This is a genomic window from Streptomyces sp. NPDC054783, from assembly GCF_053611725.1.
Window position 1 is genome coordinate 15,599 of record NZ_JBSHAY010000006.1, and the last position, 26,225, is coordinate 41,823.

The window sequence follows — 26,225 nt, forward strand, 5'->3', positions numbered from 1 at the left end:
CAACAGGGCCGGCGGCGCGGTGAGTTGCAGGTAGCAGTGGCCGAAGAAGTGGAAGCCGAGGGTCACCGCGACCGCCGAGGAGGCCAGCCACAGCCACAGGTCCATGGCTGCGGCACGGGTGATCCGCACGGTCCGTACGACCGGCAGGAGCAGGCCCGCCGAGGCCACGCCCAGGATCGCGGTGCTGACCAGGGCGCGGGCCAGGACGTGGAGTTCGGAGCCGGTGAAAGAGGCGTACGCGGCGGAACCGGTCACCGTCCAGAACAGGAACCCCGCCGGGCCCGTCAGCAGCGCCGCGCCCAGCACCGGCACGGCACAGCCGGTCGCGAGCCGCAGCGCGCCCGCGCGCGGTGCGTCCTGCCGGTGCAGCAGCCACGCCACCGGAAGCAGCACCGCGCCGCCGGTCTGCTTGGTGAGGGACGCGACGGCGGGCCCCGGCCGCATCTCAGCGCCCGCGGTCGGCACACCACAGGGCGGCGGCCGTGCCGGGCAGTGTGAACACCTCGAAGGAGGCGGCCTGCGCGTCCTAGGGGTTGAGCCCGACCGAGACCAGCAGATACAGCACTCCCGCCGTCCGGCCCGCGCCGTCGCCCCAGCGGCGCCGGGCGAGGGAGGCCGGCAGCACCGCCGTGAGCAGCTGGGCGAGGACCGCGAGCACCCGCAGCAGGGTCAGCGGTCCGGAACCGCACACCGCGAACGCGGCCTCGTACAGCCGGGGCAGCAGCGGTGGCTTGCGGTCCACGACGGTGTCGTACAGCTGCCCGCCCTGGGCCGGCAGCCGGGCCTGGACGGCGAGGCACCCCTCGTCCGGGTTCCACGGACGGACGAAGGACGGCAGCCGGGTGGCGCAGGCCGGCGCCGCGAGGAGAGGCAGCAGCCGTCTCCGGTACGCCGTCCGGGTGACGGTCCTCGTGGTGACGGTCCGTGCGGGGGCGAGTGGGGCGACGGGCACGGGGAGCACGCCATTCGGCCCCGCAACCCCTGCTGAAGCGGGACATGCGGAGCCGGAACGAGGGGTCGCTCGATGAAGACGGTTACGGAGTGTCTCCGGCGGCCGGCCGCTGGGTCTCGCCGGTGGCGGTCTGCCCGCCCGGGGCCAGCCGGCTGTGGGTGCGGCCGTAGAAGAAGTAGACGGCGAAACCGATCACCATCCAGATCGCGAACCGCAGCCAGGTCTCGGCCGGCAGGTTGAGCATCAGCCACAGCGAGGCGCACACCGACAGGATCGGGATGACCGGGACCCATGGGGTGCGGAAGGCGCGCGGCAGGTCCGGGCGGGTCCGGCGCAGGATGATCACGCTGATCGCGACGACGACGAACGCGAAGAGCGTGCCGATGTTCACGAGCTCGGCCAGCGCGCTGAGGCTGGTGAAGCCGGCCACGATCGCGATGATCACGCCGAGCAGGATGGTCGGCCGGTGCGGGGTGCGGAAGCGGGGATGGACGTGGGAGAAGAAGCGCGGCAGCAGTCCGTCGCGGCTCATCGCGAAGAACACCCGGGTCTGGCCGAGCAGCAGGATCATGCACACGGTGGTCAGGCCGACGGCGGCGCCGAAGCTGATCACGCCGGCGTACCAGGGATGACCGATGGCCTTGAAGGCGTCGGCGAGCGGGGCCTCCACGGACAGCCTGGAGTACTTCTGCATGCCGACGACGACGAGGGAGACGGCGACGTAGAGCGCGGTGCAGATGAGCAGGGAGCCGAGGATGCCGCGCGGCATGTCCCGCTGCGGGTTGCGGGTCTCCTCGGCGGCCGTGGCGACGATGTCGAAGCCGATGAACGCGAAGAACACCACCGAGGCGGCCGTGAAGATGCCCATCACACCGAAGTTGGCGGGCGCCCAGCCGAACATCAGCTGGATCAGCGGGGCCTTGAGGTTGCCGCCGGCCGGCACCGGCTGGGGCTTGGGGATGAACGGCGAGTAGTTGCTGCCCGTGATGAAGAAGGCACCGGCGATGATCACGATGAGTACGACGATCACCTTGATGGCGACGACGAGCGAGGTGATCCGGGCCGAGAGTTTCATGCCGAGGACGAGGATGCCGGTGAGCACCAGCACCAGAGCCGCGGCGAGGATGTCGAAGCCGAAGCCGGAGGCCGCGTCCCGGCTGGCCAGATAGTCGGGCAGATGCCAGCCGACGTTGTCCATCAGGGAGCGGATGTAGCCGGACCAGCCGACCGCCACCACCGCCGTACCGAGCGCGAACTCGAGCACCAGGTCCCAGCCGATGATCCAGGCGGGCAGCTCGCCCAGGGAGGCGTAGCTGAACGTGTACGCCGATCCCGCCACGGGGACCGTGGACGCGAACTCGGCGTAGCAGAGGGCGGCGAGCGCACAGACCACGCCGGCCACCACGAAGGCCAGGGACACCGCCGGGCCGGCGTTGTTCTTGGCGACCTGTCCGGTGAGGACGAAGATGCCGGTGCCGATGATGACACCGACGCCGAAGACGGTCAGGTCGAGCGCGGAGAGGGATTTCCTGAGCGAATGCTCCGGTTCCTCGGTGTCCTGGATGGACTGCTCGACGTTCTTCGTCCTGAACAGCGCGCTGCTCACGTGCCTGCCTCCCATGCTTGGGGACCTCGCCGTGGCCCGTCATGATCGAGAGGGTCGGGATGCGTGTGCCCCGGCACAGGCAGGTTCACGCAGACGGGCCGGTTCCGCCACCGCAAGGAGTGGCCGGACCGGCCCGTGAGGGGCGAGTTCGCGTCAGTCGCGCGCGGACTCGACCGAGTCCACCTCGGCGGCCGTACGGTCGAACCTGCCGTCCAGCTTGGCGACCAGCCCGGTGACCTGGCGGGCGATGTCCGGGGCGGTCAGGCCGATCTCGGCGAGGACCTCGGCGCGGGAGGCGTGGTCGAGGAAGCGCGGCGGGATGCCGAAGTCGCGCAGCGGCACGTCCACGCCGGCGTCGCGCAGGGCCTGGGCGATCGCGGAGCCGACGCCGCCGGCCCGGCTGTTGTCCTCGACGGTGACGACGACCCGGTGCCGCTCGGCCAGCGGGGCCATGGCCTCGTCGACGGGCTTGACCCAGCGCGGGTCGACCACGGTCGTGGAGATGCCCTGCTTGTCCAGCAGGCCGGCGATCTCCAGGCACATCGGGGCGAGCGCGCCCACGGAGACGAGCAGCACGTCGGGCCGGTCGGTGCCGGGCTCGCGCAGCACGTCCATGCCGCCGATCCGGCCCACGGCGGGCACGGCGGGGCCGACGGCGCCCTTGGAGAAGCGCACCACGGTCGGCGCGTCGTCCACCGCGACGGCCTCCCGCAGCTGGGCCCGCACCTGCTCGGCGTCCCGCGGGGCCGCCAGCCTGAGGCCGGGCACGACCTGCAGGATCGACATGTCCCACATGCCGTTGTGCGAGGCACCGTCCGTTCCGGTGACACCGGCCCGGTCGAGCACGAACGTCACCCCGCACTTGTGCAGGGCCACGTCCATGAGGACCTGGTCGAAGGCGCGGTTGAGGAAGGTGGCGTAGACGGCGAAGACGGGGTGCACCCCGGCGTACGCGAGGCCCGCGGCGGAGACGGCGCCGTGCTGCTCGGCGATGCCGACGTCGTACACCCGTTCGGGGAACCGCTTGGCGAACCTGTCCAGGCCGACGGGCTGGAGCATGGCCGCGGTGATGGCGACGACGTCCTCGCGCTCCTCCCCCAGCCTGACCATCTCGTCGCCGAAGACGGAGGTCCAGTCGGCGCCGGAGGAGGCGATCGGCAGACCGGTGTCCGGGTGGATCTTGCCGACGGCGTGGAAGCGGTCCGCCTCGTCCTGCAGGGCGGGCTGGTAGCCGCGGCCCTTCTCGGTGAGGCAGTGCACGATGACCGGCCCGCCGAACCGCTTGGCGCGGGCGAGGGCGGACTCCAGTGCCTCGATGTCGTGGCCGTCGATGGGACCGACGTACTTCAGGCCCAGGTCCTCGAACATGCCCTGCGGCGCGATGAAGTCCTTGAACCCCTTCTTCGCCCCGTGCAGGGTCTCGTACAGCGGCTTGCCGACGACCGGGGTGCGCTCCAGGAGCTCTTTCGTCCGGGCGAGGAAACGCTCGTACCCGTCGGTGGTCCGCAGGGTGGCCAGGTGGTTGGCGAGGCCACCGATGGTGGGGGCGTACGACCGCTCGTTATCGTTGACGACGATGACCAGCGGGCGGTCCTTGGCGTCGGCGATGTTGTTCAGCGCCTCCCAGGCCATACCGCCGGTGAGCGCACCGTCACCGATGACCGCCACGACATGGCTGTCACGCTTCTTCAGCTGGTTGGCCTTGGCGATGCCGTCGGCCCAGCCGAGGACGGTGGAGGCGTGGCTGTTCTCGATGACGTCGTGCGCGGACTCGGCCTGCGCGGGGTAGCCCGACAGGCCGCCCTTCATCTTCAGCCTGGAGAAGTCCTGCCGGCCGGTGAGCAGCTTGTGCACGTAGGACTGGTGGCCGGTGTCCCAGAGCACCTTGTCCTTCGGCGAGTCGAAGACGCGGTGCAGTGCGATGGTCAGCTCCACCACGCCGAGGTTGGGGCCGAGGTGGCCGCCGGTCTTGGAGACGGCGTCGACGAGGAAGGTCCGGATCTCCTCTGCCAGCTGGTCCAGCTGCTCCAGGCTGAGCCGGTCCAGATCGCGCGGTCCCCTGATGCGGGTCAGCAGCGGCACCCGTGCCTCCTTGCAGTAGAGCTGATCGAGCTTTCGCCGGGCTCGCCCGAGTCTAATGTTCATGCTTTGCACGACACGACAGCGCCCGGCACCTTTCAGGCACCGGGCGCGGTCGTCCGTCCGGGGGCGCTATGCGCGACCAGCGCTCTTCTGCGTCTTGCGGGTCACCGCGTCGATGACCACTGTGGCGAGCAGAACACCACCGGTGATCATGTACTGCACCGGCGAGGCGATGCCCTGCAGCGCGAGGCCGTACTGGATCGAGACGATCACCAGCACACCGAGGAGCGCGTTCCAGGTGCGGCCACGGCCACCGAAGAGGGACGTGCCACCGATCACGGCCGCCGCGATCGCGTTCATCAGCAGGTCACCGCCACCGGCACCCTGGTTGGCGGACGCGATCTTGGAGGCGATGAACAGACCGCCGATCGCCGCGAACGTACCGGAGACGGCGAACACGGAGATCCGGACCATGTCCACGTTGATACCGGCACGGCGGGACGCCTCGACGCTGCCGCCGAGCGCGAAGACCTTGCGGCCGTAGGAGGTGCGGCGCAGCACGAAGTCCGTGATGAACAGCACGGCGACGAAGACCACCACGGCCAGCGGGAGGCCCTTGTACTGGTTGAAGACGATCGCCGCGGCGAAGGCCACGACGGCCAGCAGCACGGTGCGCAGCACGGTCTCGCTCAGCGGGCGGGACGGCACGCCGGCGGCCTCGCGGCGCTTGTTGCCGAAGTAGGAGCTGAGGAAGAACAGCACCGTCACCCCGATGGCGAGCCCATAGGCGGCCGCCACGTCGGAGAAGTAGTAGCTGGTCAGCTTGGCGACCAGGCCGTTGTCGTTCAGGTTGATCGTGCCGTTGTCGCCCAGGATCTTGAGCATGAGGCCGTTCCAGAACAGCAGACCGGCCAGGGTCACCGCGAAGGCCGGCACGCCGATCTTCGCGAAGAAGAAGCCCTGCACCGCGCCCGCGACCGTTCCGGTGAGGATCGACAGCACCAGGGCCAGGATCTCGTTCATGCCGTGGGTGACGTTCAGCACCGCGAAGGTGGCGCCCGCGACACCGGAGAGCGAACCGACCGACAGGTCGATCTCGCCCAGCAGCAGGACGAACACGATACCCACGGCGATCATGCCCGTGCCGACCATGGCGACGGAGATGTCGGACAGGTTGCCCGCGGTGAGGAAGTTGGAGTTCAGGCTCTGGAAGATGATCCAGATGATCGCCAGGCCGATGACGACCGGGATGGAGCCGAGGTCACCGGCCTTCATCTTGCGCTTGAACTCGGTGACGTAGCCCGCGAGGCCCTGCTCGCGCACCAGCAGACGGGGGTCGACGGCGACGTCGGAGCCGCGTGCCGCCTCGGGGTTCTCCACGGGGACGTCCTCGGGGGGCGTGGAGGTCTTGTCGATGCTCACTTCTTGATCTCCCCATTGCTGCGCGCCGCACGACGGGTCACGGCGTTGTCCGTGGCGCCGGTGATGGCGGAGATGATCTCTTCCTGCGAGGTCGACTTGACCTCGAAGACGCCGTTGTTCTTGCCCAGACGCAGCACGGCCACCTTGTCGGCGACGGCCTTGACGTCGGCCATGTTGTGGCTGATGAGGATCACGGCGTGACCGCGCTCCCGCAGCCTCTCCACCAGGTCGAGGACCTGCGCGGTCTGCTCCACGCCGAGCGCGGCGGTGGGCTCGTCGAGGATGACCAGCTTGGGCTCGCCGAGCATGGAGCGGGCGATGGCCACGACCTGGCGCTGACCGCCGGAGAGCGAGGCGATCGGGATGCGGACGCTGGGGATGCGGATGGAGAGCTGGTCCAGCAGCTCACGCGAGCGCCGCTCCATCTCGACCTCGTCGAGTACGCCGCGGCGGCGGATCTCCCGACCGAGGAAGAGGTTGCCGACGACGTCGATGTTGTCGCACAGCGCGAGGTCCTGGTACACCGTCGCGATGCCCAGGTTCTGGGCGTCGTGCGGCTTGTTGACCTGGACGGCCTTGCCGCCCCATTCGATGACGCCCTCATCGATGGGGTGCACGCCGGCGATCGTCTTGACCAGCGTGGACTTTCCGGCACCGTTGTCGCCCACCAGGGCGACCACCTCACCGGCGTGGACCTCAAGCTCTACGTCGGTGAGCGCCTGAACGGCACCGAACCGCTTGGAGACCCCGCGCAACGCCAGCACGGGCGTAGCGGACACGTGAACCATCTCCTTCGCCGCCTGACCCGGCGGGAGGTTGTGCAGAAGTTTGGGGGGTAGTTCCGTCCGGCGCCCCGCACCGAGCTTGCGGGGCTGTTTGATTGTGCGGGGCACCGGAGGAGCTTGTGGGCGCCTTCTTCCCGCTAGGGGAATTCAAGGGTGAATTCCCCTAGTTGGAAAGACGCGTGCGGCTGCTTACTTCAGGCCGATCTTGTCGCAGGCGGCCTTGTACTGCGAGGTGCAGATGTCGGACACCGTGTAGACGCCGTCCTTGATGACGGTGTCCTTGATGTTGTCCTTGGTCAGCGCGGTGACCGGCACCAGGACGGAGGGCACCTGCTTGGTGGTCGGGCTGTCGACCTTGTCCTTGGCGACGGTGTCGAGCGACTTGCCCTGGGCGAGGTCCACGGCCATCTCGGCGGCGGCGGCAGCCTCGGGGGCGTACGGCTTGTAGACGCTCATGTACTGCTCACCGGCGACGATGCGCTGGACACCCGCGAGTTCCGCGTCCTGGCCGGTGACCGGGACCTTGATGCCCGCGGCCTTGAGGGCGGTGATGATACCGCCGGCCATGCCGTCGTTGGCGGAGTAGACGCCGATGATGTTCTTCTTGCCCAGAGCGGAAATGGCGCCCTCCATGTTGGAGTTGGCGTTCTCCGGCTTCCACTCCTTGGTGTCGTACTCCTTGCCGACGTTCACCTTGCCGTCGAGCACCTCGTGGGCGCCCTTCTTGAACTGCGCGGCGTTCGGGTCGGTGGAGGAACCGTTCATCATGACGATCTTGCCGGACTTGGCCTTGGAGCCCAGGGCCGTCAGCAGGGCCTGGCCCTGGGTCTTGCCGACCGTCTCGTTGTCGAACGAGGTGTACGCGTCGATCGGGCCCTGCGCCAGGCGGTCGTAGGCGACGACCGGGATGCCGGCCTGCTTGGCCTTCTCGACCGAGTTCTTGATGGCCGCGGCGTCCACCGAGTCGACGATCAGCACGTCCACCTTGTTGGTGATCATGGTGTCGACCTGCTGGTTCTGCAGGGTGGCGTCCTGCTTGGCGTTGGCGTAGACGACCTTGCCCTTGCCGCCCGTGAGCTCCTGGACCTTCTTCTCGATCAAGGGCTTGTCGAACTTCTCGTAGCGGGCGGTCTGGTTCTCCGGCAGGAGCAGACCGACCGTGATCGCGTCGCCCTTCTTGGGGCTGGACGACTTGGTGGAGCCACCGGACTGCTTGGCGCTGCCACAGGCGGCGAGAGAGACGGCCATGGCACCAGCAGCAACGGCGAAGGCCGCACGACGCATACGCATGTTCACTTCAGAAACCTCCCTGACGAGGCCGCGTCGTTGCGGCCGAGGTGGCTGGAAGTCAACTCGGCCACACGTGCGACGTCAAGAAGTAAATCCTTAACGAGATGGCAACGGTGCCATCCGTTCTCTAAGTGAAGGCAGGGGCCGCCATAGACAGCGAACCGTCCAAAAGTGTCGAATCGCCCATCTCGCTGAGAGCGAGAGCGAGCGCTCCGAGCACTTCGGCGCGACCGCCAAGTGCCCCCGGGAGGACGGACAGTTGGCGCGCCGCACTGGGGATGGCGTAGCGGCCGACGGACTCCCTGATCGGCGCGAGCACCAGCTCACCGGCCTCGGCGAGATCACCGCCGAGGACCACCCGGCTCGGGTTGAGGAGATTGCAAAGATTGGCCACCCCACTGCCGATGTGGCGGCCGACGTCGGCGATCACCCGACGGCAGCCCGGGTCTCCGTCCCTGGCCAGCCGTACGACGCCTTCCATAGTCAGGTCGGGGCCGTGACTGGGCTGGAGCAGCGGGAGCACATAGCGTGCGGCCGCGAAGGTCTCCAGGCAGCCGCGGTTCCCGCAGCGGCAGACCGGGCCGGATTCATCGAGTGTAATATGACCGATTTCTCCGGCTGTGCCGCCTGGTCCGCGGTAGATCTTCCCCTCGATCACCAGACCTGCGCCGACACCGCTCGCGACCTTGATGTACGCAAGATCGCGGACGCCCTTGCCGGCCCCCCAGACCAGTTCGCCGAGGGCACCGAGATTGGCGTCGTTGTCCACGTGCACGGGCACGCCGAGCCGCTCGCGCAGCTCCTCGGCGGGCTTGGCGCCGGTCCAGCCCGGCAGGATCGCGGTGGATCCCAGGGTCCCCGACTCCACGTCGATCGGACCCGGTACGCCGAGCCCCACGCCGGCCACCTTCGAACGGTTCACGCCCGTAGCCGCGATCAGGCGGCTGACCAGCTCCTCCGCCCGGTCGAAGCCCTGCGCGGCGGAGGCGTCGACGTCCAGCGGCTCGGCCTCCTCGGCCAGCACCTGGTGGGCGAGGTTCCCGATCGCGACGCGCAGATGGGTGTGCCCGAAGTCGACGCCGATCACAATCCCGGCGTCCCCGCTCAGACTGACGCTGCGGGCCCGCCGCCCGCCCGCCGACGTGGGCGTGACCTCGACGGTTCCGCCGTCCTTCAGCTCCCGCACGATGTTGGAGACGGTCGCGGCGGACAGACCGGTCGTCCGCGCGATCTCCGCCTGTGTGAGGGACCCGGCCAAGCGCACGGCCCGTACGACCCGCTCCAGGTTGGCTCGGTGCAGCGACGACTGCGACCCTGGAGTCTCCACGACGACCTCCTGAGCGCGGGGCCGCTTCAGTGAGGCCCCGCGTATGTCCAACTAGTGAACTCTAAGCTGAGCTGTTCGGGGTGTCTTACGTCAAGAGGTTGAACCGTTTCCGGGCGCCCGGACACATGTGTGCACACCGCTCCGGAGCCCGGAACGGTGTGCACACGTACGGTCGCGTAGCGTCCCGCTACTTCAGGGTGGCCGAGGTCAGACCCGCCTGTACCTGGCGCTGGAAGGACAGGTAGACGACCAGCATCGGGATCATGGCGATGGTCACACCCGCGAACAGAACGGGCAGGTCGGAGGCGTATCCCTGCTGCTGTTGCAGCTGGATCAGACCCTGGGTGAGCACATAGCGCTCGGGGTCGGAGCCGCTCTGCGGCTGCATGAGCACCGTGGGCAGGATGAACTGGTTCCACTGGCCCAGGGTGTTGAAGATCCCCACGCTGATCAGGCCCGGCTTGGCCATCGGCAGCATCACCTGGAAGAAGGTCCGGGTGTGCGAGGCGCCGTCCAGGATCGCCGCCTCGAAGACCGCCGTGGGCAGGGTCCGGAAGAAGGCGTGCATGAAGAACACCGTGAACGGCATCGAGTAGGCGACGTAGACCAGGATCAGGCCCTGGTAGGTGTTCAGCATGTCCAGCCGCTTGACCATGAAGAACAGCGGGACGAGGGCCAGGAACACCGGGAACATGGCGCCGGCGACGAAGAAGTAGTACAGCAGCCGGTTGCCCCAGAACTGGTACCGGGCCAGCACATACGCGGCCATCGACCCGAACAGCATGGTCAGCGGCACGGAGAACACCAGGACGATCACGGTGTTCAGGAAGTAGTCCCCGATGCCCTTGCTCCAGGCACGGTGGAAGACGTCGAAGGACCAGCTGTGCGGCCAGCCGAAGGCGGAGCCGCCGATCTGTGCGTCGGTCTTGAAGGAGCTGAGCACCAGCCACAGCAGCGGCAGCACGATCAGCAGTGCCCACAGGGCGAGGAAACCGTGCGAGAAGACGTTCAGTACGACGCCCTCGCCGCGTCGGTCACCGCGCCGGGCGGGCACCTTGGCCACGGGCCCCTCGGCCGGAGCGGGGGCGGTCTCCTTGAGTGCAGTCATCGTCGTTTACTCCCGCTCAGAACTCGATGCGCTCGCGGCGGGTGGCGCGCAGCGTGACCACGGACAGGACCAGGGTGAGCAGCAGCATGACCACGCCCATCGCGCAGGCGTAGCCGCTCTTGCCGTAGTAGAGGAAGTTGCGCATCATCACCGTCGACATCACGTCGCTGTGATGGTCGGGGCCGCCGCCGTACGCGCCCATGTTCTGGGTCATGGACGACACCAGTACGAACATGTCCATGGCGACGATGCCGAGGTAGACCCAGGCGGTCTGCACGGTGTCCCACAGCAGCGGCAGGGTGATGCGGAAGAAGGACTGGTTGCGGTTGGCGCCGTCGATCAGCGCGGCCTCGTAGATGTCCCGCGGGATGGACTGCATCGCGGCCGAGAACAGCACCAGATAGAAGCCCACGCCCTGCCAGATCACGGCCACCATCAGCGCCCACAGCACCAGGTTCGGCTCGTTCAGCCACTCCACCGGGTTGTCGGCGTCGACCAGGCCGATCTTGATGAGCGCGCCGTTGAGCAGACCGCCGCCGTCACTGCGGTACACCGCGTTGAACAGCACGGCGAGAATCGCCAGCGACAGCACCTGCGGGAAGAAGTAGACAATCTTGTAGAACTTCGACCCCGCGACGCCCTGCACCCCGCCGGCCCTGCTGCGTCCGCCCGCGTTCAGCATGAAGGCGAAGAACAGCGCGAGCAGAATCGTGATCACCGGGATGAAGATCAGGAACTGGATGTTGTGCCAGATCGCCTCCAGGAACACATCGTCCTGGAAGAGCGCCTTGTAGTTGTCCAGACCGACGAAGCTGAAGGTCTGCGACTGTCCCTTCCAGTCGGTCAGTGAATAGCCGAACGTCTGGATGTACGGCCAGATCACGAAGATCAGATAAAGCGCCACGGGAACGAAGAGAAACCCCGCGACGAACCGGTACTGCCCTTTGCGCATGGCGATCCTGCCCTTGATATTCCGGTGAGCGCCAACACCCCAGGGGCGCGGGACGTGATCCATTCGCGGCTTCCGCCGCGCGGGCGCGACCAGCCACGACGGACCAGCACACGCAATCACACCCGCACCCCTGTGGCGCCCAGGCGAATGTCACTCGTGCCGGTTCTTCTTCGACGCCGGGTCCTTCGCCTGCTTGTCCACCGCCGCCTGACACCGCTTCAGCCATTCCTTCGGCTGAATCCGCTTCGCCATGAGCTCATTGGACGCGTTCTGGATCGCCGTGTCCATCTCGCTGTACCAGTCGGGGTACAGATACCGGAACGTGTTGGAGCCGGCCGCCTTGGAGGCCTCCACCGTGGACTGCGTACCCGGCCGCAGTTTCACGCTCGGGTCCACGCCGTCCTGGAGAATGGTCAGGGAGTTCGCCTCCTTGGCGAACAGCGTCGACCACTCCTTGGACAGCATCCGCCGCATGAACTCCTTGGCGCCGGGCAGGTTCGCCGCCTTCGCCGGGATGATGAACGGCTCACCGGAGCCGGCCCGGATCGCCTCGAACGGCATCTTGCTGCCGGACAGCAGGGGCATCGGCAGGAACTTCATGTCGAAGTCCGTCGGCGTCTGCTTCAGCTGCTCGTTCTCCAGCCAGGAACCGCAGGTGATGAACGCGGCCTTGTACTGGTTCCACCGGGTCTGCGACTCGGTGTGGGTCAGGCCGTTGGTGCCGGGCATCAACAGGCCCTTCTCGACGACCTCGTAGATGGCCTCGATACCGGCCTGGGCCGCGTCGGAGCCGACGAACGCCTTCGGGTCGAGGTTGTCGATCGCCTTGACGGCGTCGATGCCGCCCTTCTTGGCGATCATGTCCATGATGGCGACGTTGATGTAGTACGGGTACTTGCCCTGGTGCGCGAGGCCGCCCATGCCCTGCTTCTTGGCGTCCTGGCAGATGGCGAGGAAGTCGTCCCAGGTCTTCGGCGGCGTCCAGCCCTTCTCCTTGAAGAGCTTGCCGGAGTACCACAGACCCCACACCGTGTAGATGTAGTTGAGGGCGACGACCTTGCCCTCCTGGATGCCCGGGTCGAGCGTGCCGGGGATCAGGGTGTCCCGGACCTTCTTGCTCGGGTCGTCCACCGAGGGCGCGTCCAGCACCTCGGACAGGTCGAGCAGCGAGCCGTTCTTGTACAGGACGTCGATCTTGATCTGCTGGGCGCCGGAGTCGTCGACGAGGTCCGGCGGGTTGCCGGCGTTGAAGCGCGGCTGCAGCTTGCCGGTGATCTCCTGGGTGCCGGTGTGGGTCGAGGTGATGCCGAGCTTCTTGCCGAAGTCGGCCTCCCAGGCCTTGGCGTAGTCGTCGCCGTATCCGCCCTTGAAGACGACGACGTCGAGCTTGCTGCCGTTCTTGGCGCCGAAGGGGTTGTCCTTGGACGCCTTTCCCTTGGTGTTGCCCTCGTCGTTGTTGCTGCCGCCTCCGCCGCCGCTCGCGCAGGCGGACAGCAGGCTCATTCCGGGGGCGGCCACCAGGCCGAGCGCGGCCGAACGCTTGATCAGATCGCGGCGGCCGACACCCTCGCCACCTTGGTGCGCAGTGGATCCCATGCTCAAGTCCTCGCCTTCTCCAGGACTCAGGCGGTGAACCGGATCCTCCCCGGCACCGCGGTCGGGTAGTGCAGGGTCGTGCGGGAAACGCCGACAGGTATAGTCCACTTCCCGCCAGCGGAGCAAGATCGAATGCAAGGTTCGCGATGGGTCTTTTCCGAGTTGAGACCTCGCGGAAATATGAGCCCCCCGTCGGCACCCTGTGCGAAAAACCCGTGTCATTAGCCCCTGAATGCCACACCCAACACCCTTGACATCAACGGCCACTTGACCACCTACTGGTTCCTGCGCACCGAAGTTGACAACGTTGTCCAGAGCGGTCGCAGGAGGGGAATCCGTAGATGCAGCGGAGAACTCGGCACAGATGGGGCCCGGCGGTCGTCCTCACGGCCGCCTTTGTCATGGCTGTCGGCGCCCAGGGCGCGGCGGTCGCCCTGCCCGCCAAGGCTCCGGCCGCCGACCGGGAGTTCGCATCCTCGTTCGAGACGGGTGATCCGGCTCCGGACTGGCTCAATACCGTCGACACCGCGCCGGACGGCACCAAGCGCGCCTCGGGTGTCGACGGCGGCTACAGCACCGGCATACCGGGCAATGTGAACGACCATGTCACCGAGGTCCGGGCGAGCGGCGAGAACACGGGCGCGGGCGAGGTCAAGGAGAACCTGGTCGACGGCGATCCCGGCACCAAGTGGCTGACCTTCGAGCCCACCGGCTGGGTCGAGTTCGACCTCGACAAGCCCGTGAAGCTGGTGACGTACGCGCTCACCTCGGCCAATGACTACGCCGAGCGCGACCCGAGGGACTGGACGCTGCTCGGCTCCACCGACGGCAAGGACTGGAAGACGGTCGACACCCGCGCGGGCGAGACCTTCTCCGAGCGGTTCCGGACCAAGTCCTACGACCTGGCCGAGCCGGCCGAGTACCAGCACTTCCGGCTGGAGGTCACGAAGAACAACGGCGCCTCCGGCATACTCCAGCTCGCCGATGTGCAGTTCTCCACCGGCGCCGCGGGCGGCCCGGTGCCGCAGGACATGCTGACGCTGGTCGACAAGGGCCCGACCGCCTCGCCGACGGCCAAGGCCCGGGTCGGGTTCACCGGGAAGAGAGCGCTGCGCTACGCCGGGCGGCACACGGCGGGCGGCCGGGCGTACTCGTACAACAAGGTCTTCGACGTCAACGTGAAGGTCGGCGGCGACACCCAGCTGTCGTACCGGATCTTTCCGCAGATGGCCGACGGCGACCGGGACTACGACGCCACGAACGTCTCCCTCGACCTGGCCTTCACCGACGGCACGTATCTGAGCGGTCTGGGCGCCCAGGACCAGCACGGGTTCCCGCTGTCGCCGCGCGGGCAGGGCGAGTCGAAGTCGCTGTACGTCAACCAGTGGAACGACGTGGTCGCGCGGATCGGTTCGGTGGCGGCCGGCAAGACGGTCGACCGGATCCTGGTGGCGTACGACTCCCCCGCGGGGCCGACGAAGTTCCGGGGCTGGATCGACGACGTGGCCCTGAAGCCCGTACCGCCGGAGCAGCCGAAGGCACATCTGTCGGACTACGCGCTGACCACGCGCGGCACCAACTCCAGCGGCAGCTTCTCGCGCGGCAACAACTTCCCGGCGACCGCCCTTCCGCACGGTTTCAACTTCTGGACGCCGGTGACCAACGCGTCGTCGCTGAGCTGGCTGTACGAGTACGCACATGCGAACAACGACGACAACCTGCCCACGATCCAGGCCTTCAGCGCGAGCCATGAGCCGAGCCCGTGGATGGGCGACCGGCAGACCTTCCAGGTGATGCCGTCGGCCGCGTCCGGCACCCCGGACACCGGCCGCGAGGCGCGCGAGCTGCCCTTCCGGCACGAGAACGAGACGGCGCGGCCGTATTACTACGGCGTGCGTTTCGAAAACGGTCTCAAGGCCGAGATGACGCCCACCGACCACGCGGCGATGCTGCGCTTCACCTACCCCGGCGACGACGCGAGCGTGCTGTTCGACAACGTGACCGAGCAGGCGGGTCTGACGCTCGACAAGGAGCACGGGATCGTCACCGGTTACTCGGACGTGAAGTCGGGCCTGTCGACCGGTGCGACCCGGCTGTTCGTCTACGGCGAGTTCGACAAGCCGGTGACGGACGGCGGATCGAGCGGGGTAAAGGGTTACCTGCGTTTCGACGCGGGCTCGGACCACACCGTCACCCTGCGTCTGGCGACCTCGCTGATCAGCATCGACCAGGCGAAGGACAACCTCCGCCAGGAGGTCCCGGACGGCACCTCCTTCGACACCGTGAAGACGCAGGCGCAGCGCACCTGGGACAGCCTGCTCGGCAAGGTCGAGGTGGCGGGCGCGACCCCGGACCAGCTGACCACGCTGTACTCCGGCATGTACCGGCTGTACCTGTACCCGAACTCGGGCTTCGAGAAGGTCGGCGACACGTACCAGTACGCCTCCCCCTTCTCCCCCATGCCGAGCCAGGACACCCCGACCCACACGGGCGCGAAGATCGTCGACGGCAAGGTGTACGTCAACAACGGTTTCTGGGACACCTACCGGACCACGTGGCCGGCGTACTCCTTCCTGACGCCGTCTCAGGCCGGGGAGATGGTCGACGGGTTCGTGCAGCAGTACAGGGACGGCGGCTGGACCTCGCGCTGGTCCTCCCCGGGCTACGCCGACCTGATGACCGGCACCTCCTCGGACGTGGCGTTCGCCGACGCGTATGTGAAGGGCGTGAACTTCGACGCGAAGGCGGCCTACGACGCGGCCCTGAAGAACGCGACGGTCGTGCCGCCGATGTCCGGCGTGGGCCGCAAGGGCATGAGCACCTCGCCGTTCCTCGGCTACACCAGCACCGCCACCTCCGAGGGCCTGTCCTGGGCGATGGAGGGTTACGTCAACGACTACGGCATCGCGAAGATGGGCGAGGCCCTGTACAAGAAGACGGGCGAGAGGCACTACAAGGAGGAGTCCGAGTACTTCCTCAACCGCGCCCGGAACTATGTGAACCTGTTCGACTCCAAGGCGGCGGGTGGCTTCTTCCAGGGCCGTGACGCCAAGGGCGACTGGCGGGTCGACTCCTCGTCGTACGACCCGCGCGTGTGGGGTTACGACTACACCGAGACCAACGGCTGGGGCTACGCCTTCAGCGTCCCGCAGGACAGCCGGGGCCTGGCCAACCTCTACGGCGGCCGGAAGGGGCTCGCCGAGAAGCTGGACGCGTTCTTCTCCACCCCGGAAACCGCTTCCCCGGACTACGTCGGCTCCTACGGCGGCGTGATCCACGAGATGACCGAGGCCCGGGACGTGCGGATGGGCATGCTCGGGCAGTCCAACCAGGTCGCCCACCATGTGTCGTACATGTACGACGCGGCCGGCGAGCCCTGGAAGACACAGGCGGCGGTCCGGGAGATCCTCTCCCGGCTCTACACCGGCAGCGAGATCGGGCAGGGCTACCACGGGGACGAGGACAACGGCGAGCAGTCGGGCTGGTACCTCTTCTCCGCGCTCGGCTTCTACCCGCTGGTGATGGGCAGCGGCGAGTACGCCATCGGCTCCCCACTGTTCAAGAAGGTCACCGTGCACCTGGAGAACGGCCGCGACCTGGTGATCAAGGCGCCCGGTAACAGCGCCAGGAACGTTTACATCCAGAGCGTGACGTTCGACGGCCGCCCCTGGACGTCGACTTCGCTGCCCCACTCGCTGCTGTCCAAGGGCGGGGTGCTGCAGTTCTCCATGGGCGCCAAGCCGTCGGCATGGGGCACGGGCAAGAGCGCCGCGCCCGTCTCCATCACGCAGGACGACAAGGTGCCGGCGCCCCGCTCGGACGTCCTGAAGGGTGACGGCGCGCTGTTCGACGACACCTCGGCGACAGACGCCACGGTGACCTCGGTGGATCTTCCGGTGGACGGGGCCGTGAAGCCGGTCCAGTACACGCTGACCTCCTCGGCGGACCACACCAGGGCGCCGACCGGCTGGACCCTGCAGGGCTCCACGGACGGCACCACCTGGCAGACCCTGGACCACCGCTCCGGCGAGTCGTTCACCTGGGACCACCAGACCCGGGCGTTCACCATCGCCACGCCGGGCACGTACACGAGGTACCGGCTGGTCCTGGACGGCGAGTCGACTCTGGCGGAGGTGGAGCTGCTGGCCTGACAGGGGTACGGGGGGCGGGCCCGTCGGGGTCCGCCCCCTTGTCATGCAACCGGTCAGCCGGTGGCCGGAGCGAACGCGCGCAGATCGGCGGCCGGGCTCGGCGGTCTCGAGTAACGGCAGTAACGCCAGTAACAGGAAGGGCAGCGAAAACGCATGGCGCGACCCTTCCGCTGTACGGACGGGTCGCGCACCACAGGTCCCACAAGCCGCAAGGGCGTCAACGGGCCCCACCGGTAGCACGGAGGGCCGCGTACGCCCGGCAGGCGCACGCCGGGATCACCCGGTCGGGCTACCCCAAGTGAGTTGACATCGTTGTCGGTTGAGGCGGTAGAGTCATGTACAGACCATAAGACAACGTTGTCGTCCATGTGGCCTACCTCACAAACCAGCACCACCCGGGCGGGTTTCCGACACCCCCCTCACCCGCCCGGCTCGCGGACCCGGTGCACGTGAACACCGGGTCCGCCCAGAGCTTTTCGCGCCGCAGGCGCCCGATTTCCGCAGCGATCTGCGGCCCCGCCCCCACCCTCACGACCAGGGACGATTCCCGTCGACCGGGGCTGAACACGCGTCCGACTCGCGGACAGGCCATAGCCACCCGGTGAAGGCCGGTGCTACAAAGGCGGCATGTCGGACATGACTGACCGATTCAGGCGTCTGTCCTGGCGCTCCGTGATCGGCAAGAGCCCGCGGAGCGTCGCCGGGCAGGTCTTCGTCCTGCAGGTGGCGCTGGTCGCGGTGCTCGTTTTCTGCGGCGTCCTCGCCCTGGTCCTGCAGTCGGAGCGGGACACCGGCAGCGAGGCCAGGCGCCGGTCGATAGCCGTCGCCCAGACCTTCGCGCACTCCCCCGGCATCCTGCAGGCACTGCGGACACCGCATCCGTCCAAGATCCTGCAGCCGCTCACCGAGACGGGCCGCAAGTCGGCGGGCGTCGACTTCATCGTGGTCATGGACACCCACGGCATCCGCTACACCCACCCGATCCCGAGCAAGATCGGGCACCGGTTCGTGGGCACGATCGGACCGTCGCTGGCCGGCAAGGTCTACACGGAGAGCGTCCACGGCCCGCTGGGCCACGAGGAACAGGCGACCGTTCCGATCAGGAACACCCACGGCAAGGTCGTCGCGCTCGTCTCCGCGGGTCTGAAGGTCAAGAACATCACCAGCCAGGTGAACCGGCAGCTGCCGATCATCCTGGCCGCCGGGGCCGTGACGCTCGTTCTGTCGACCGGGGGCACGGCGCTGGTGGGCAGGCGGCTGCGCAGGCAGACCCACAGCCTGGCCCCGGACGAGATGACCCGCATGTACGAGCACCACGACACGGTGCTGCACTCGGTGCGGGAAGGCGTGCTCATCGTCGCCTCCGACGGGCGGCTGCTGCTCGCCAACGACGAGGCCCGGCGGCTGCTGGAGCTGCCGGCCAAGGCCGAGGGACAGCAGGTGTCCCAGCTGGTGCACCTCGATCCGGACATCGTGGACCTGCTCGTCTCCGGGCGCGAGGCCACCGACGAGGTGCTGTTCGCCGGCGAACGGCTGCTGGCGGTCAACCAGCGGGCCACGGACCGGGCCGGCTGCCCCGGAGGCAGGGTGGTGACCCTCCGGGACTCCACCGAGCTCCAGGCACTGTCCGGACGGGCGGAGGTCGCCAGGGAGCGGCTCACGCTGCTGTACGACGCCGGTCTGGGCATCGGCACCACCCTGGACGTGGAGCGCACGGCGGAGGAGCTGGCGCGGGTCGCCGTGCCGCGCTTCGCCGACTTCGTCACCGTGGACCTGGCCGACGGCGTGCTGCACGGCGAGGAGCCGTCCGCCACCGCGACGGACATGCGGCGCATCGCCGTCCACGGCGTCCGGGACGACCATCCGCTCTACGAGAAGGACCGGCTGATCCACTTCGTGCCGTCCACGCCCCAGGCGCGGGGGTACGGCAGCGGCCGCTCGGAACTGGTGACCGACCTGTCCGCCGTACAGGACTGGCACGCACAGGATCCCCAGCGCGCCAGGGAGATCCTCGACTACGGCATCCAGTCGCTCATCGTCGCCCCGATCCGGGCCCGCGGTGTGGTGCTGGGCATGGCCACCTTCTGGCGGGCCAAGCGGGAGCTGTTCGAGGAGGAGGACCTGTCGCTGGCGGAGGAGCTGGTGGCCCGCGCCGCGGTCAGCATCGACAACGCCCGCCGGTACGCCCGTGAGCACGCGCTGGCGGTCACCCTGCAGCGCAGTCTGCTGCCGCGGGCGCTGCCCGAGCAGACCGCCCTCGACGTCGGTTACCGCTATCTCCCGGCGCAGTCGGGGGTGAGCGGGGACTGGTTCGACGTGATCCCGCTGCCGGGGAGCCGGGTGGCGCTGGTCGTCGGTGACGTGGTCGGCCACGGCCTGCACGCGGCGGCCACCATGGGACGGCTGCGCACCGCGGTGCACAACTTCGCCACCCTCGACCTGCCGCCCGACGAGCTGCTGGGCCATCTGGACGACCTGGTCGGCCGCATCGACCAGGACGAGGCCTCTGCGGAGGCGGCCGGGGAGATCACCGGCGCCACCTGCCTGTACGCGATCTACGACCCGGTGACGCGCCGCTGCACCATGGCGCGGGCGGGGCATCTGGCGCCGGCGCTGGTCCAGCCCGACGGCAGTGTCACCTTCGCCGACCTGCCGGCCGGGCCCCCGCTCGGCATCGGGGGCATGCCGTTCCAGACGGCGGAGCTCGAGCTGGCCGAGGGCAGCGAGCTCGTGCTGTACACCGACGGTCTCATCGAGGACCGCGCCCGCGACCTGGACGTGGGCATGGAGCTGCTGGCGCAGGCCCTTGCGGGTCATCCCGGCCGGGCACCGGACGAGAGCTGCCAGGCGGTGCTGGACGAGCTGCTGCCCGGGCGGCCCACGGACGACGTGGCGCTGCTCGTCGCGCGCACCCGGGCGCTGACGCCCGGGCAGGTCGCCGAGTGGGACGTGCCGACCGATCCGGCGGCCGTGTCGGACATGCGCCTCGCCGTGTCCGGGAAACTGGACGAGTGGGGTCTCGCCGAGCTGGACTTCGCCACGGAACTCGTGCTCAGCGAGCTGATCACCAACGCCATCCGCTACGGCGGCGCGCCGATCCGGGTGCGGCTGATCCGTGACCGCACGCTGATCTGCGAGGTGGCCGACGGCAGCAACACCTCGCCGCATCTGCGGTACGCCGCGACCACCGACGAGGGCGGCCGTGGGCTGTTCCTGGTGTCGCAGATGACCGAGCGCTGGGGCGTCCGGTACAGCCCGCAGGGCAAGGTGATCTGGGCGGAGCAGGCACTGCCGTAGGGCGCGGCCGGACGGCTCAGAGGGGGCTGTGCAGCGGCCCGGGCCGGTGCGCCGAGGGGGTCTGCGCGCACCTGGACGACGGCTCGGCGGCCGGGAGTTCGATGCGGAACTCGGTGCGGCCCGGCGCGCTGTGGACGTCGATACGGCCCTGGTGCGCGCCGGTGATCGCCGCCGCCACCGCGAGGCCCAGCCCCGAGCCGCCCTCGCTGAGGCCCGTGCGGGTGCGGGAGGGGTCGGCGCGGGTGAAGGGGTCGAAGACCGCGGGGAGCAGGTCGGCTGGAATGCCCGGGCCGTCGTCGCGGACGCGGACGGTGTGGTGGCCGGCGGTGGTCTCGACGGCGACGGTGACCGTCGTACCCGGCGGGGTGTGTACGCAGGCGTTCACGAGCAGTGCGGTCACCGCCTGCTTCAGGCGCGGGCCGTCACCGACGATGAAGGCCGGGGACGTGGCGGGGAGTTCGAGTCGCCAGACATGGTCCGCTCCGGACGTACGGGTCTCCCGTACCGCTTCCGCGACCACCGCCGCGAGGTCCGCCTCGGCCGCGTGCAGCGGCCGGCCCGCGTCCAGCCCGGCGAGCAGGAGCAGGTCCTCCACGAGGCCCGTCATCCGGGCCGACTCGGCCGTGATCCGGTGCCAGGCGGCGTCGGGGGCGATGCGGTTCATCAGCTCGGCGTAGCCGGCGATGGAGGCGAGCGGGGTGCGCAGTTCGTGGCCGGCGTCGGCGATGAAGCGGCGCATCCGCTGCTCGCCGCGGCGGCGTTCGGCGAGTGAGGCCTCGACCTGGTCGATCATGTGGTTGAGGGCGGCGCCGACCTGGCCGGTCTCGGTGCCGGGGTCGGCATCGGGTGCGGGGACCCGGGCGAGTGCGGTGGGCCGGTCCGGTCCGAGTGGCGCCCGGACGACCTGGGCGGCGGTGGCGGCGACCCGGCCGAGCGGGCGCAGTTGCCGCCGTACGACGAGGGCGCAGATGCCGCCCGCGAGGGCCGGCACGGCGGCGGTGGCCGCGGCCTCGATCCGGACCAGTGCGTCGAAGGTGTGCCGTACGTCGCCCAGGGGCAGGCCCGCGAGGAACCGGCTGCCGCTCGCGTCGAGGGCGGTGACACGGTAGGTGCCGAGTCCGGGGACCGCGCGGGTGTGGGCCCCGCCGTCGTCGGGGACCCCGGCGAGGGCGGCGCGCTGGGCCGCGGTGAGCGGGGCGGGGCCGGCGTCCCGGCGGACGACGGCCGCGGCGAGGATGTGCCCGCCGGTGTCGAACCGGGCGGCGAGCAGCCCTGTCGGATGCCCGCCGGTGCCGAGGAAGGCGAGGTCGGCGGGGCGTTCGGGGTGGTCCGCGGCCCCGGTCACCCCGTGCACGGCGGCGTCGTTGACCCGGTCGTCCAACTCGCCCATCAGATAGGCGCGTTGGGTGAGGGCGGTGACGAGCGCCAGCGCGGCGCACACGCAGGCGAGGACGGCGGTGAGGAGGAGGGGCAGGCGGGTGCGCAGGGGGCGGCGAGTCATCCGGGCCTCCCCGTCGGCGGGACCGCGGGAGCGCCCCGAAGGGGCGCGGGCCGTATCGATGTGCGGCTCCGCCGCGATGGGGGTCCCCCCGGGTTCGAGCGAAGCCGAGAACCTGGGGGAGCGACCAGCCGCACGGAGCCGGCGGTCGCCGTCACCGCGGACCTCCCCGAGCTCTCGTGCGACTGCGACCGGGCGGTGGGTCCGGCGGACCGGGGGCGCGAGACATGTAGCGATTCTGTGCCGGTCCGCTGAGAGAAGGCTGTGTTCCGGCTGGGCCGGGGCGATGACCCGGTCGCGGAGGGACGGCGAAGGGCCGCACCCCCGGTGCCGGGGGTGCGGCCCTGAACCGCTGTGCAGGTCCGCTTACTTGCGGATCAGGTTGCGCAGCACGTACTGCATGATGCCGCCGTTGCGGTAGTAGTCGGCCTCACCGGGGGTGTCGATGCGGACGACCGCGTCGAACTCGACACCGGTGTCGGTGGTGACCTTGACCGTGCGCGGCGTGGTGCCCTCGTTCAGCTCGGTCACGCCGGAGATGGAGAAGGTCTCCTCGCCGGTCAGGCCGAGGGACTGGGCGGAGGCGCCCTCCGGGAACTGCAGCGGGAGCACGCCCATGCCGATGAGGTTGGAGCGGTGGATGCGCTCGTAGGACTCGGCGATGACGGCCTTGACGCCGAGCAGAGCCGTGCCCTTGGCCGCCCAGTCGCGGGACGAGCCGGAGCCGTACTCCTTGCCGGCCAGGACGACCAGCGGGATGCCCTGCTCGATGTAGTTGCGGGAGGCGTCGTAGATGAACGACACCGGACCGCCGTCCTGGGTGAAGTCGCGGGTGTAGCCGCCTTCCGTCCCCGGCGCGATCTGGTTGCGCAGGCGGATGTTGGCGAAAGTACCGCGGATCATGACCTCGTGGTTGCCGCGGCGGGAGCCGTAGCTGTTGAAGTCGCGGCGCTCGACGCCGTGCTCCGTGAGGTACTGGCCGGCCGGGGTGTCGGCCTTGATCGCACCGGCCGGGGAGATGTGGTCGGTGGTGACCGAGTCGCCCAGCTTGGCGAGCACGCGGGCGCCGGCGATGTCCTCGACCGGGGCCGGCTCCATGCCCATGCCCTCGAAGTACGGGGGCTTGCGGACGTAGGTGGACTCGGCGTCCCACTCGAAGGTGTTGCCGGTCGGGACCGGGAGGGACTGCCACTGGGCGTCGCCGGCGAAGACGTCCTGGTACGACTTCGAGAACATGTCCTCGCCGATGGCGCTCGCGACGACGTCGTTGACCTCGGCCTCGGACGGCCAGATGTCCGTCAGGTAGACCGGGTTGCCGTCCTGGTCGGTGCCCAGGGCGTCACGGGTGATGTCCACCTTCATGGAGCCCGCGATGGCGTAGGCGACGACCAGCGGCGGGGACGCCAGGTAGTTCATCTTGACGTCGGGGTTGATCCGGCCCTCGAAGTTCCGGTTGCCGGACAGGACCGAGGTGACCGCGAGGTCGTGGTCGTTGACGGCCTTGGAGACCTCCTCCGGCAGCGGGCCGGAGTTGCCGATGCAGGTGGTGCAGCCGTAGCCGACCAGGTTGAAGCCCAGCTTGTCCAGGTACGGGGTGAGGCCGGCCTTCTCGAAGTAGTCGGTGACGACCTTCGAACCCGGGGCGAGGGTGGACTTGACCCACGGCTTGCGGGTCAGACCCTTCTCGACCGCCTTCTTGGCGACCAGGGCGGCGCCGATCATGACGTACGGGTTGGAGGTGTTGGTGCAGGAGGTGATGGCCGCGACCGTCACCGCACCGTGGTCCAGCTCGTAGGTCGTGCCGTCGGGGGCGGTGACCGGAACCGGGTTGGACGGGAAGCCGTTGGGGTGGACGGCCGGGGCGTCGGAGGCCGGGAAGGACTCCTTGCCCGCCTCGTCGATGTCGTCGACGTAGTTGCGGACGTCCAGCTTGAACTGCTCGGCGGCGCCTGCGAGGACGATACGGTCCTGCGGGCGCTTCGGGCCGGCGATGGACGGAACGACCGTGGACAGGTCCAGCTCGAGCTTCTCGGAGAAGTCCGGCTCGGCCTTCGGGTCCAGCCAGAGGCCCTGCTGCTTGGCGTAGGCCTCGACCAGCGCGACCTGCTGCTCGGAGCGGCCGGTCAGGCGCAGGTAGTTCAGGGTCTCGTCGTCGATCGGGAAGATCGCGGCGGTGGAGCCGAACTCCGGGGACATGTTGCCGATGGTGGCGCGGTTCGCGAGGGAGGTGGCGGAGACGCCCTCGCCGTAGAACTCCACGAACTTGCCGACCACACCGTGCTTGCGCAGCATCTCGGTGATGGTGAGCACCAGGTCGGTGGCGGTGGTGCCGGGCTGCAGCTCACCGGTGAGCTTGAAGCCGACGACGCGCGGGATGAGCATGGAGACCGGCTGGCCGAGCATGGCGGCCTCGGCCTCGATGCCGCCGACGCCCCAGCCGAGGACGCCGAGGCCGTTGACCATCGTGGTGTGCGAGTCGGTGCCGACCAGGGTGTCCGGGTAGGCCTTGCCGTCGCGGACCATCACGACACGGGCCAGGTGCTCGATGTTCACCTGGTGGACGATGCCGGTGCCCGGCGGGACGACCTTGAACTCGTCGAAGGCGGTCTGGCCCCAGCGCAGGAACTGGTAGCGCTCCTTGTTGCGGCCGTACTCCAGCTCGACGTTCTGCTTGAAGGCGTCGTTGGTGCCGAACTTGTCGGCGATGACGGAGTGGTCGATGACCAGCTCGGCCGGCGCCAGCGGGTTGATCTTGGCGGGGTCGCCGCCGAGCTCCTTCACGGCCTCACGCATGGTGGCGAGGTCCACGACACAGGGCACGCCGGTGAAGTCCTGCATGATCACGCGGGCCGGCGTGAACTGGATCTCCTGGCTGGGCTGGGCCTGGGAGTCCCAGGTGCCGAGGGCGCGGATGTGGTCGGCGGTGATGTTCGCGCCGTCCTCCGTGCGGAGCAGGTTCTCCAGCAGGACCTTGAGGCTGTACGGCAGGCGGGCCGAGCCCTCCACCTTGTCCAGCCGGAAGATCTCGTACGACTCGTCGCCCACCTGCAGCGTGCTGCGGGCGTCGAAGCTGTTCGCCGACACGACAGTCTCCTTCATTGATGTGCGCGTACCACCGTCAATCGTGCCGCCACCCCGACTGGGCCGTTCCGCTGAGGTAAGGCTAAGTCAGGTAACCCTTAGCGGGTGGCGACTACGGTGCGCCTGGCAGATATCTCGATGTCGAGATAACTCTAGTACATGGCCGCTGGATGGTCATGCCCAACCCGGCCGGTCCCGGGCAAGTGATCTACCAGTCCTGTTCGGCGTCCATCTTGGCGGGGGCCATGACGTCCACATGACCGTGATCGCCGTACACGGACTGTCGCCAGCGGGCGAACACCCTGGCGGTGCGGTCCATGGCGTCCTGTTCCCACACGCCGTAGTCGACCCGCACCTCGGACAGGGTGCGGCCGCCGCCCTCGGGTGTGCGGACGCAGACTCTTTCCACGTGGGCGGCGATGGCGGCGTCCGCCTTCCGGGTGCTCGCACTCAGGTACGCGCGGAAGTCGCGGGTCATCGGGAACCAGCTATGCGGGCCGACCTGCGGCACGCCCGCACCGTCCTCCGTGGTGTCACCCATGGGCGAGCCCTGGTCGTCACTGGTGGTGTCGGGAAGCCCCTGGTCGTCACTGGTGGTGTCCGGGAGCTCCTGGTCGTCGGACGTGACGTCCGGGAGCTCCTGGTCGTCACTGGTGGTGTCCGGGAGCTCCTGGTCGTCGCTGGTGGTGTCCGGGAGCTCCTGGTCGTCGTCGGTGGTGTCCGGAACGCCCTCGACGTCGCACGCCTTGTCGGCGACGGACGGTCGCGGCGTCGGCGAACCCCCCTCTGCCACGTCCGCGCGCCGCGCGCCACAGGAAACGAGCGAACAGCAGACGAGCACCGCGGCGACGAGGTGCCGGCACAACTTGGTCTTCATGCGCATCCCCCTTCGGGGAAAGAGAGGGACACGCGCGGACCGGGGTTGCCCGACGGGGAGCGGACACGCCCCCGCTCCCCCCCATCAATACGCCGAACGGGGGTAACCGCAACTCATACGACATCGCGGCATTTGCCCGTATCTTTCCGGGTGATGGCGCACCCTTCCGAAAGGTGGCACTGACGGACCGTCACCGTGTCA

Annotated in this window: 15 protein-coding genes; 2 read left to right on the forward strand and 13 right to left on the reverse strand. The window is 68.9% G+C overall.

From position 1 onward, the window contains the following. Positions 1–526: 526 nt before the first annotated feature. The 10 genes from ACWGJ5_RS13430 to ngcE all read right to left on the reverse strand — a co-directional run bounded on the left by ACWGJ5_RS13430 (position 527) and on the right by ngcE (position 13,120). Positions 527–952 (reverse strand): hypothetical protein, encoded by a 426-nt coding sequence (locus ACWGJ5_RS13430; RefSeq protein WP_453309879.1) that lies wholly within the window; start codon positions 950–952, stop codon positions 527–529. Between the two features lie 82 nt (positions 953–1,034). Beyond that, positions 1,035–2,558, reverse strand: coding sequence for an amino acid permease (locus ACWGJ5_RS13435; protein ID WP_453309880.1), 1,524 nt, complete (start codon positions 2,556–2,558; stop codon positions 1,035–1,037). A 153-nt stretch (positions 2,559–2,711) separates the two neighbouring features. Then, positions 2,712–4,640: a 1-deoxy-D-xylulose-5-phosphate synthase gene (gene dxs / locus ACWGJ5_RS13440; protein ID WP_453310086.1), complete on the reverse strand. Its 1,929-nt coding sequence runs from the start codon at positions 4,638–4,640 to the stop codon at positions 2,712–2,714. Positions 4,641–4,769: 129 nt separating this feature from the next. Next, positions 4,770–6,062 (reverse strand): sugar ABC transporter permease, encoded by a 1,293-nt coding sequence (locus ACWGJ5_RS13445; protein WP_453309881.1) that lies wholly within the window; start codon positions 6,060–6,062, stop codon positions 4,770–4,772. After that, positions 6,059–6,850, reverse strand: a complete 792-nt coding sequence (locus tag ACWGJ5_RS13450; protein WP_453309882.1) for an ATP-binding cassette domain-containing protein — start codon at positions 6,848–6,850, stop codon at positions 6,059–6,061. Before ACWGJ5_RS13450 ends, ACWGJ5_RS13445 begins: the two co-directional genes overlap by 4 nt. Before the next feature lie 186 nt (positions 6,851–7,036). Then, positions 7,037–8,131: a sugar ABC transporter substrate-binding protein gene (locus ACWGJ5_RS13455; protein WP_453310087.1), complete on the reverse strand. Its 1,095-nt coding sequence runs from the start codon at positions 8,129–8,131 to the stop codon at positions 7,037–7,039. Between the two features lie 133 nt (positions 8,132–8,264). Next, positions 8,265–9,464: an ROK family transcriptional regulator gene (locus tag ACWGJ5_RS13460; protein ID WP_453309883.1), complete on the reverse strand. Its 1,200-nt coding sequence runs from the start codon at positions 9,462–9,464 to the stop codon at positions 8,265–8,267. 187 nt (positions 9,465–9,651) lie between these two features. Beyond that, positions 9,652–10,572 carry a carbohydrate ABC transporter permease gene (locus ACWGJ5_RS13465; RefSeq protein WP_453309884.1) on the reverse strand — a complete coding sequence of 307 codons (921 nt, stop codon included), beginning with the start codon at positions 10,570–10,572 and terminating at the stop codon, positions 9,652–9,654. A 16-nt stretch (positions 10,573–10,588) separates the two neighbouring features. Next, positions 10,589–11,524 carry a carbohydrate ABC transporter permease gene (locus tag ACWGJ5_RS13470; RefSeq protein WP_453309885.1) on the reverse strand — a complete coding sequence of 312 codons (936 nt, stop codon included), beginning with the start codon at positions 11,522–11,524 and terminating at the stop codon, positions 10,589–10,591. 150 nt (positions 11,525–11,674) lie between these two features. Beyond that, positions 11,675–13,120, reverse strand: coding sequence for an N-acetylglucosamine/diacetylchitobiose ABC transporter substrate-binding protein (gene ngcE / locus ACWGJ5_RS13475; RefSeq protein ID WP_453309886.1), 1,446 nt, complete (start codon positions 13,118–13,120; stop codon positions 11,675–11,677). 341 nt (positions 13,121–13,461) lie between these two features. On the opposite strand from ngcE, the gene ACWGJ5_RS13480 reads away from it, so the two are divergent. Together ACWGJ5_RS13480 and ACWGJ5_RS13485 are read left to right on the forward strand one after the other, a co-directional pair. Continuing rightward, positions 13,462–17,271, forward strand: a complete 3,810-nt coding sequence (locus ACWGJ5_RS13480; RefSeq protein ID WP_453309887.1) for a GH92 family glycosyl hydrolase — start codon at positions 13,462–13,464, stop codon at positions 17,269–17,271. Between the two features lie 627 nt (positions 17,272–17,898). After that, positions 17,899–20,568: a SpoIIE family protein phosphatase gene (locus ACWGJ5_RS13485; protein ID WP_453309888.1), complete on the forward strand. Its 2,670-nt coding sequence runs from the start codon at positions 17,899–17,901 to the stop codon at positions 20,566–20,568. A gap of 16 nt (positions 20,569–20,584) precedes the next feature. On the opposite strand, the gene ACWGJ5_RS13490 is transcribed toward ACWGJ5_RS13485, so the two are convergent. The 3 genes from ACWGJ5_RS13490 to ACWGJ5_RS13500 all read right to left on the reverse strand — a co-directional run bounded on the left by ACWGJ5_RS13490 (position 20,585) and on the right by ACWGJ5_RS13500 (position 26,024). Next, positions 20,585–22,069 (reverse strand): HAMP domain-containing sensor histidine kinase, encoded by a 1,485-nt coding sequence (locus tag ACWGJ5_RS13490; RefSeq protein ID WP_453309889.1) that lies wholly within the window; start codon positions 22,067–22,069, stop codon positions 20,585–20,587. A 363-nt stretch (positions 22,070–22,432) separates the two neighbouring features. Beyond that, the gene (gene acnA, locus ACWGJ5_RS13495; protein WP_453309890.1) at positions 22,433–25,150 is read right to left on the reverse strand and encodes an aconitate hydratase AcnA; all 2,718 of its coding nucleotides are present in this window, start codon (positions 25,148–25,150) and stop codon (positions 22,433–22,435) included. Between the two features lie 205 nt (positions 25,151–25,355). Next, positions 25,356–26,024: a hypothetical protein gene (locus ACWGJ5_RS13500; RefSeq protein WP_453309891.1), complete on the reverse strand. Its 669-nt coding sequence runs from the start codon at positions 26,022–26,024 to the stop codon at positions 25,356–25,358. Between the last annotated feature and the right edge of the window lie 201 nt (positions 26,025–26,225).

Excerpts from the sequence above, each read along its gene's own strand:
- ngcE (WP_453309886.1), bottom strand. The coding sequence starts at position 13,120 with ATGGGATCCACTGCGCACCAAGGTGGCGAGGGTGTCGGCCGCCGCGAT.
- ACWGJ5_RS13480 (WP_453309887.1), top strand. The coding sequence starts at position 13,462 with ATGCAGCGGAGAACTCGGCACAGATGGGGCCCGGCGGTCGTCCTCACG.
- ACWGJ5_RS13485 (WP_453309888.1), top strand. The coding sequence starts at position 17,899 with ATGTCGGACATGACTGACCGATTCAGGCGTCTGTCCTGGCGCTCCGTG.
- ACWGJ5_RS13465 (WP_453309884.1), bottom strand. The coding sequence starts at position 10,572 with ATGACTGCACTCAAGGAGACCGCCCCCGCTCCGGCCGAGGGGCCCGTG.
- ACWGJ5_RS13455 (WP_453310087.1), bottom strand. The coding sequence starts at position 8,131 with ATGCGTCGTGCGGCCTTCGCCGTTGCTGCTGGTGCCATGGCCGTCTCT.
- ACWGJ5_RS13470 (WP_453309885.1), bottom strand. The coding sequence starts at position 11,524 with ATGCGCAAAGGGCAGTACCGGTTCGTCGCGGGGTTTCTCTTCGTTCCC.
- ACWGJ5_RS13490 (WP_453309889.1), bottom strand. The coding sequence starts at position 22,069 with ATGACTCGCCGCCCCCTGCGCACCCGCCTGCCCCTCCTCCTCACCGCC.
- ACWGJ5_RS13500 (WP_453309891.1), bottom strand. The coding sequence starts at position 26,024 with ATGAAGACCAAGTTGTGCCGGCACCTCGTCGCCGCGGTGCTCGTCTGC.
- ACWGJ5_RS13450 (WP_453309882.1), bottom strand. The coding sequence starts at position 6,850 with ATGGTTCACGTGTCCGCTACGCCCGTGCTGGCGTTGCGCGGGGTCTCC.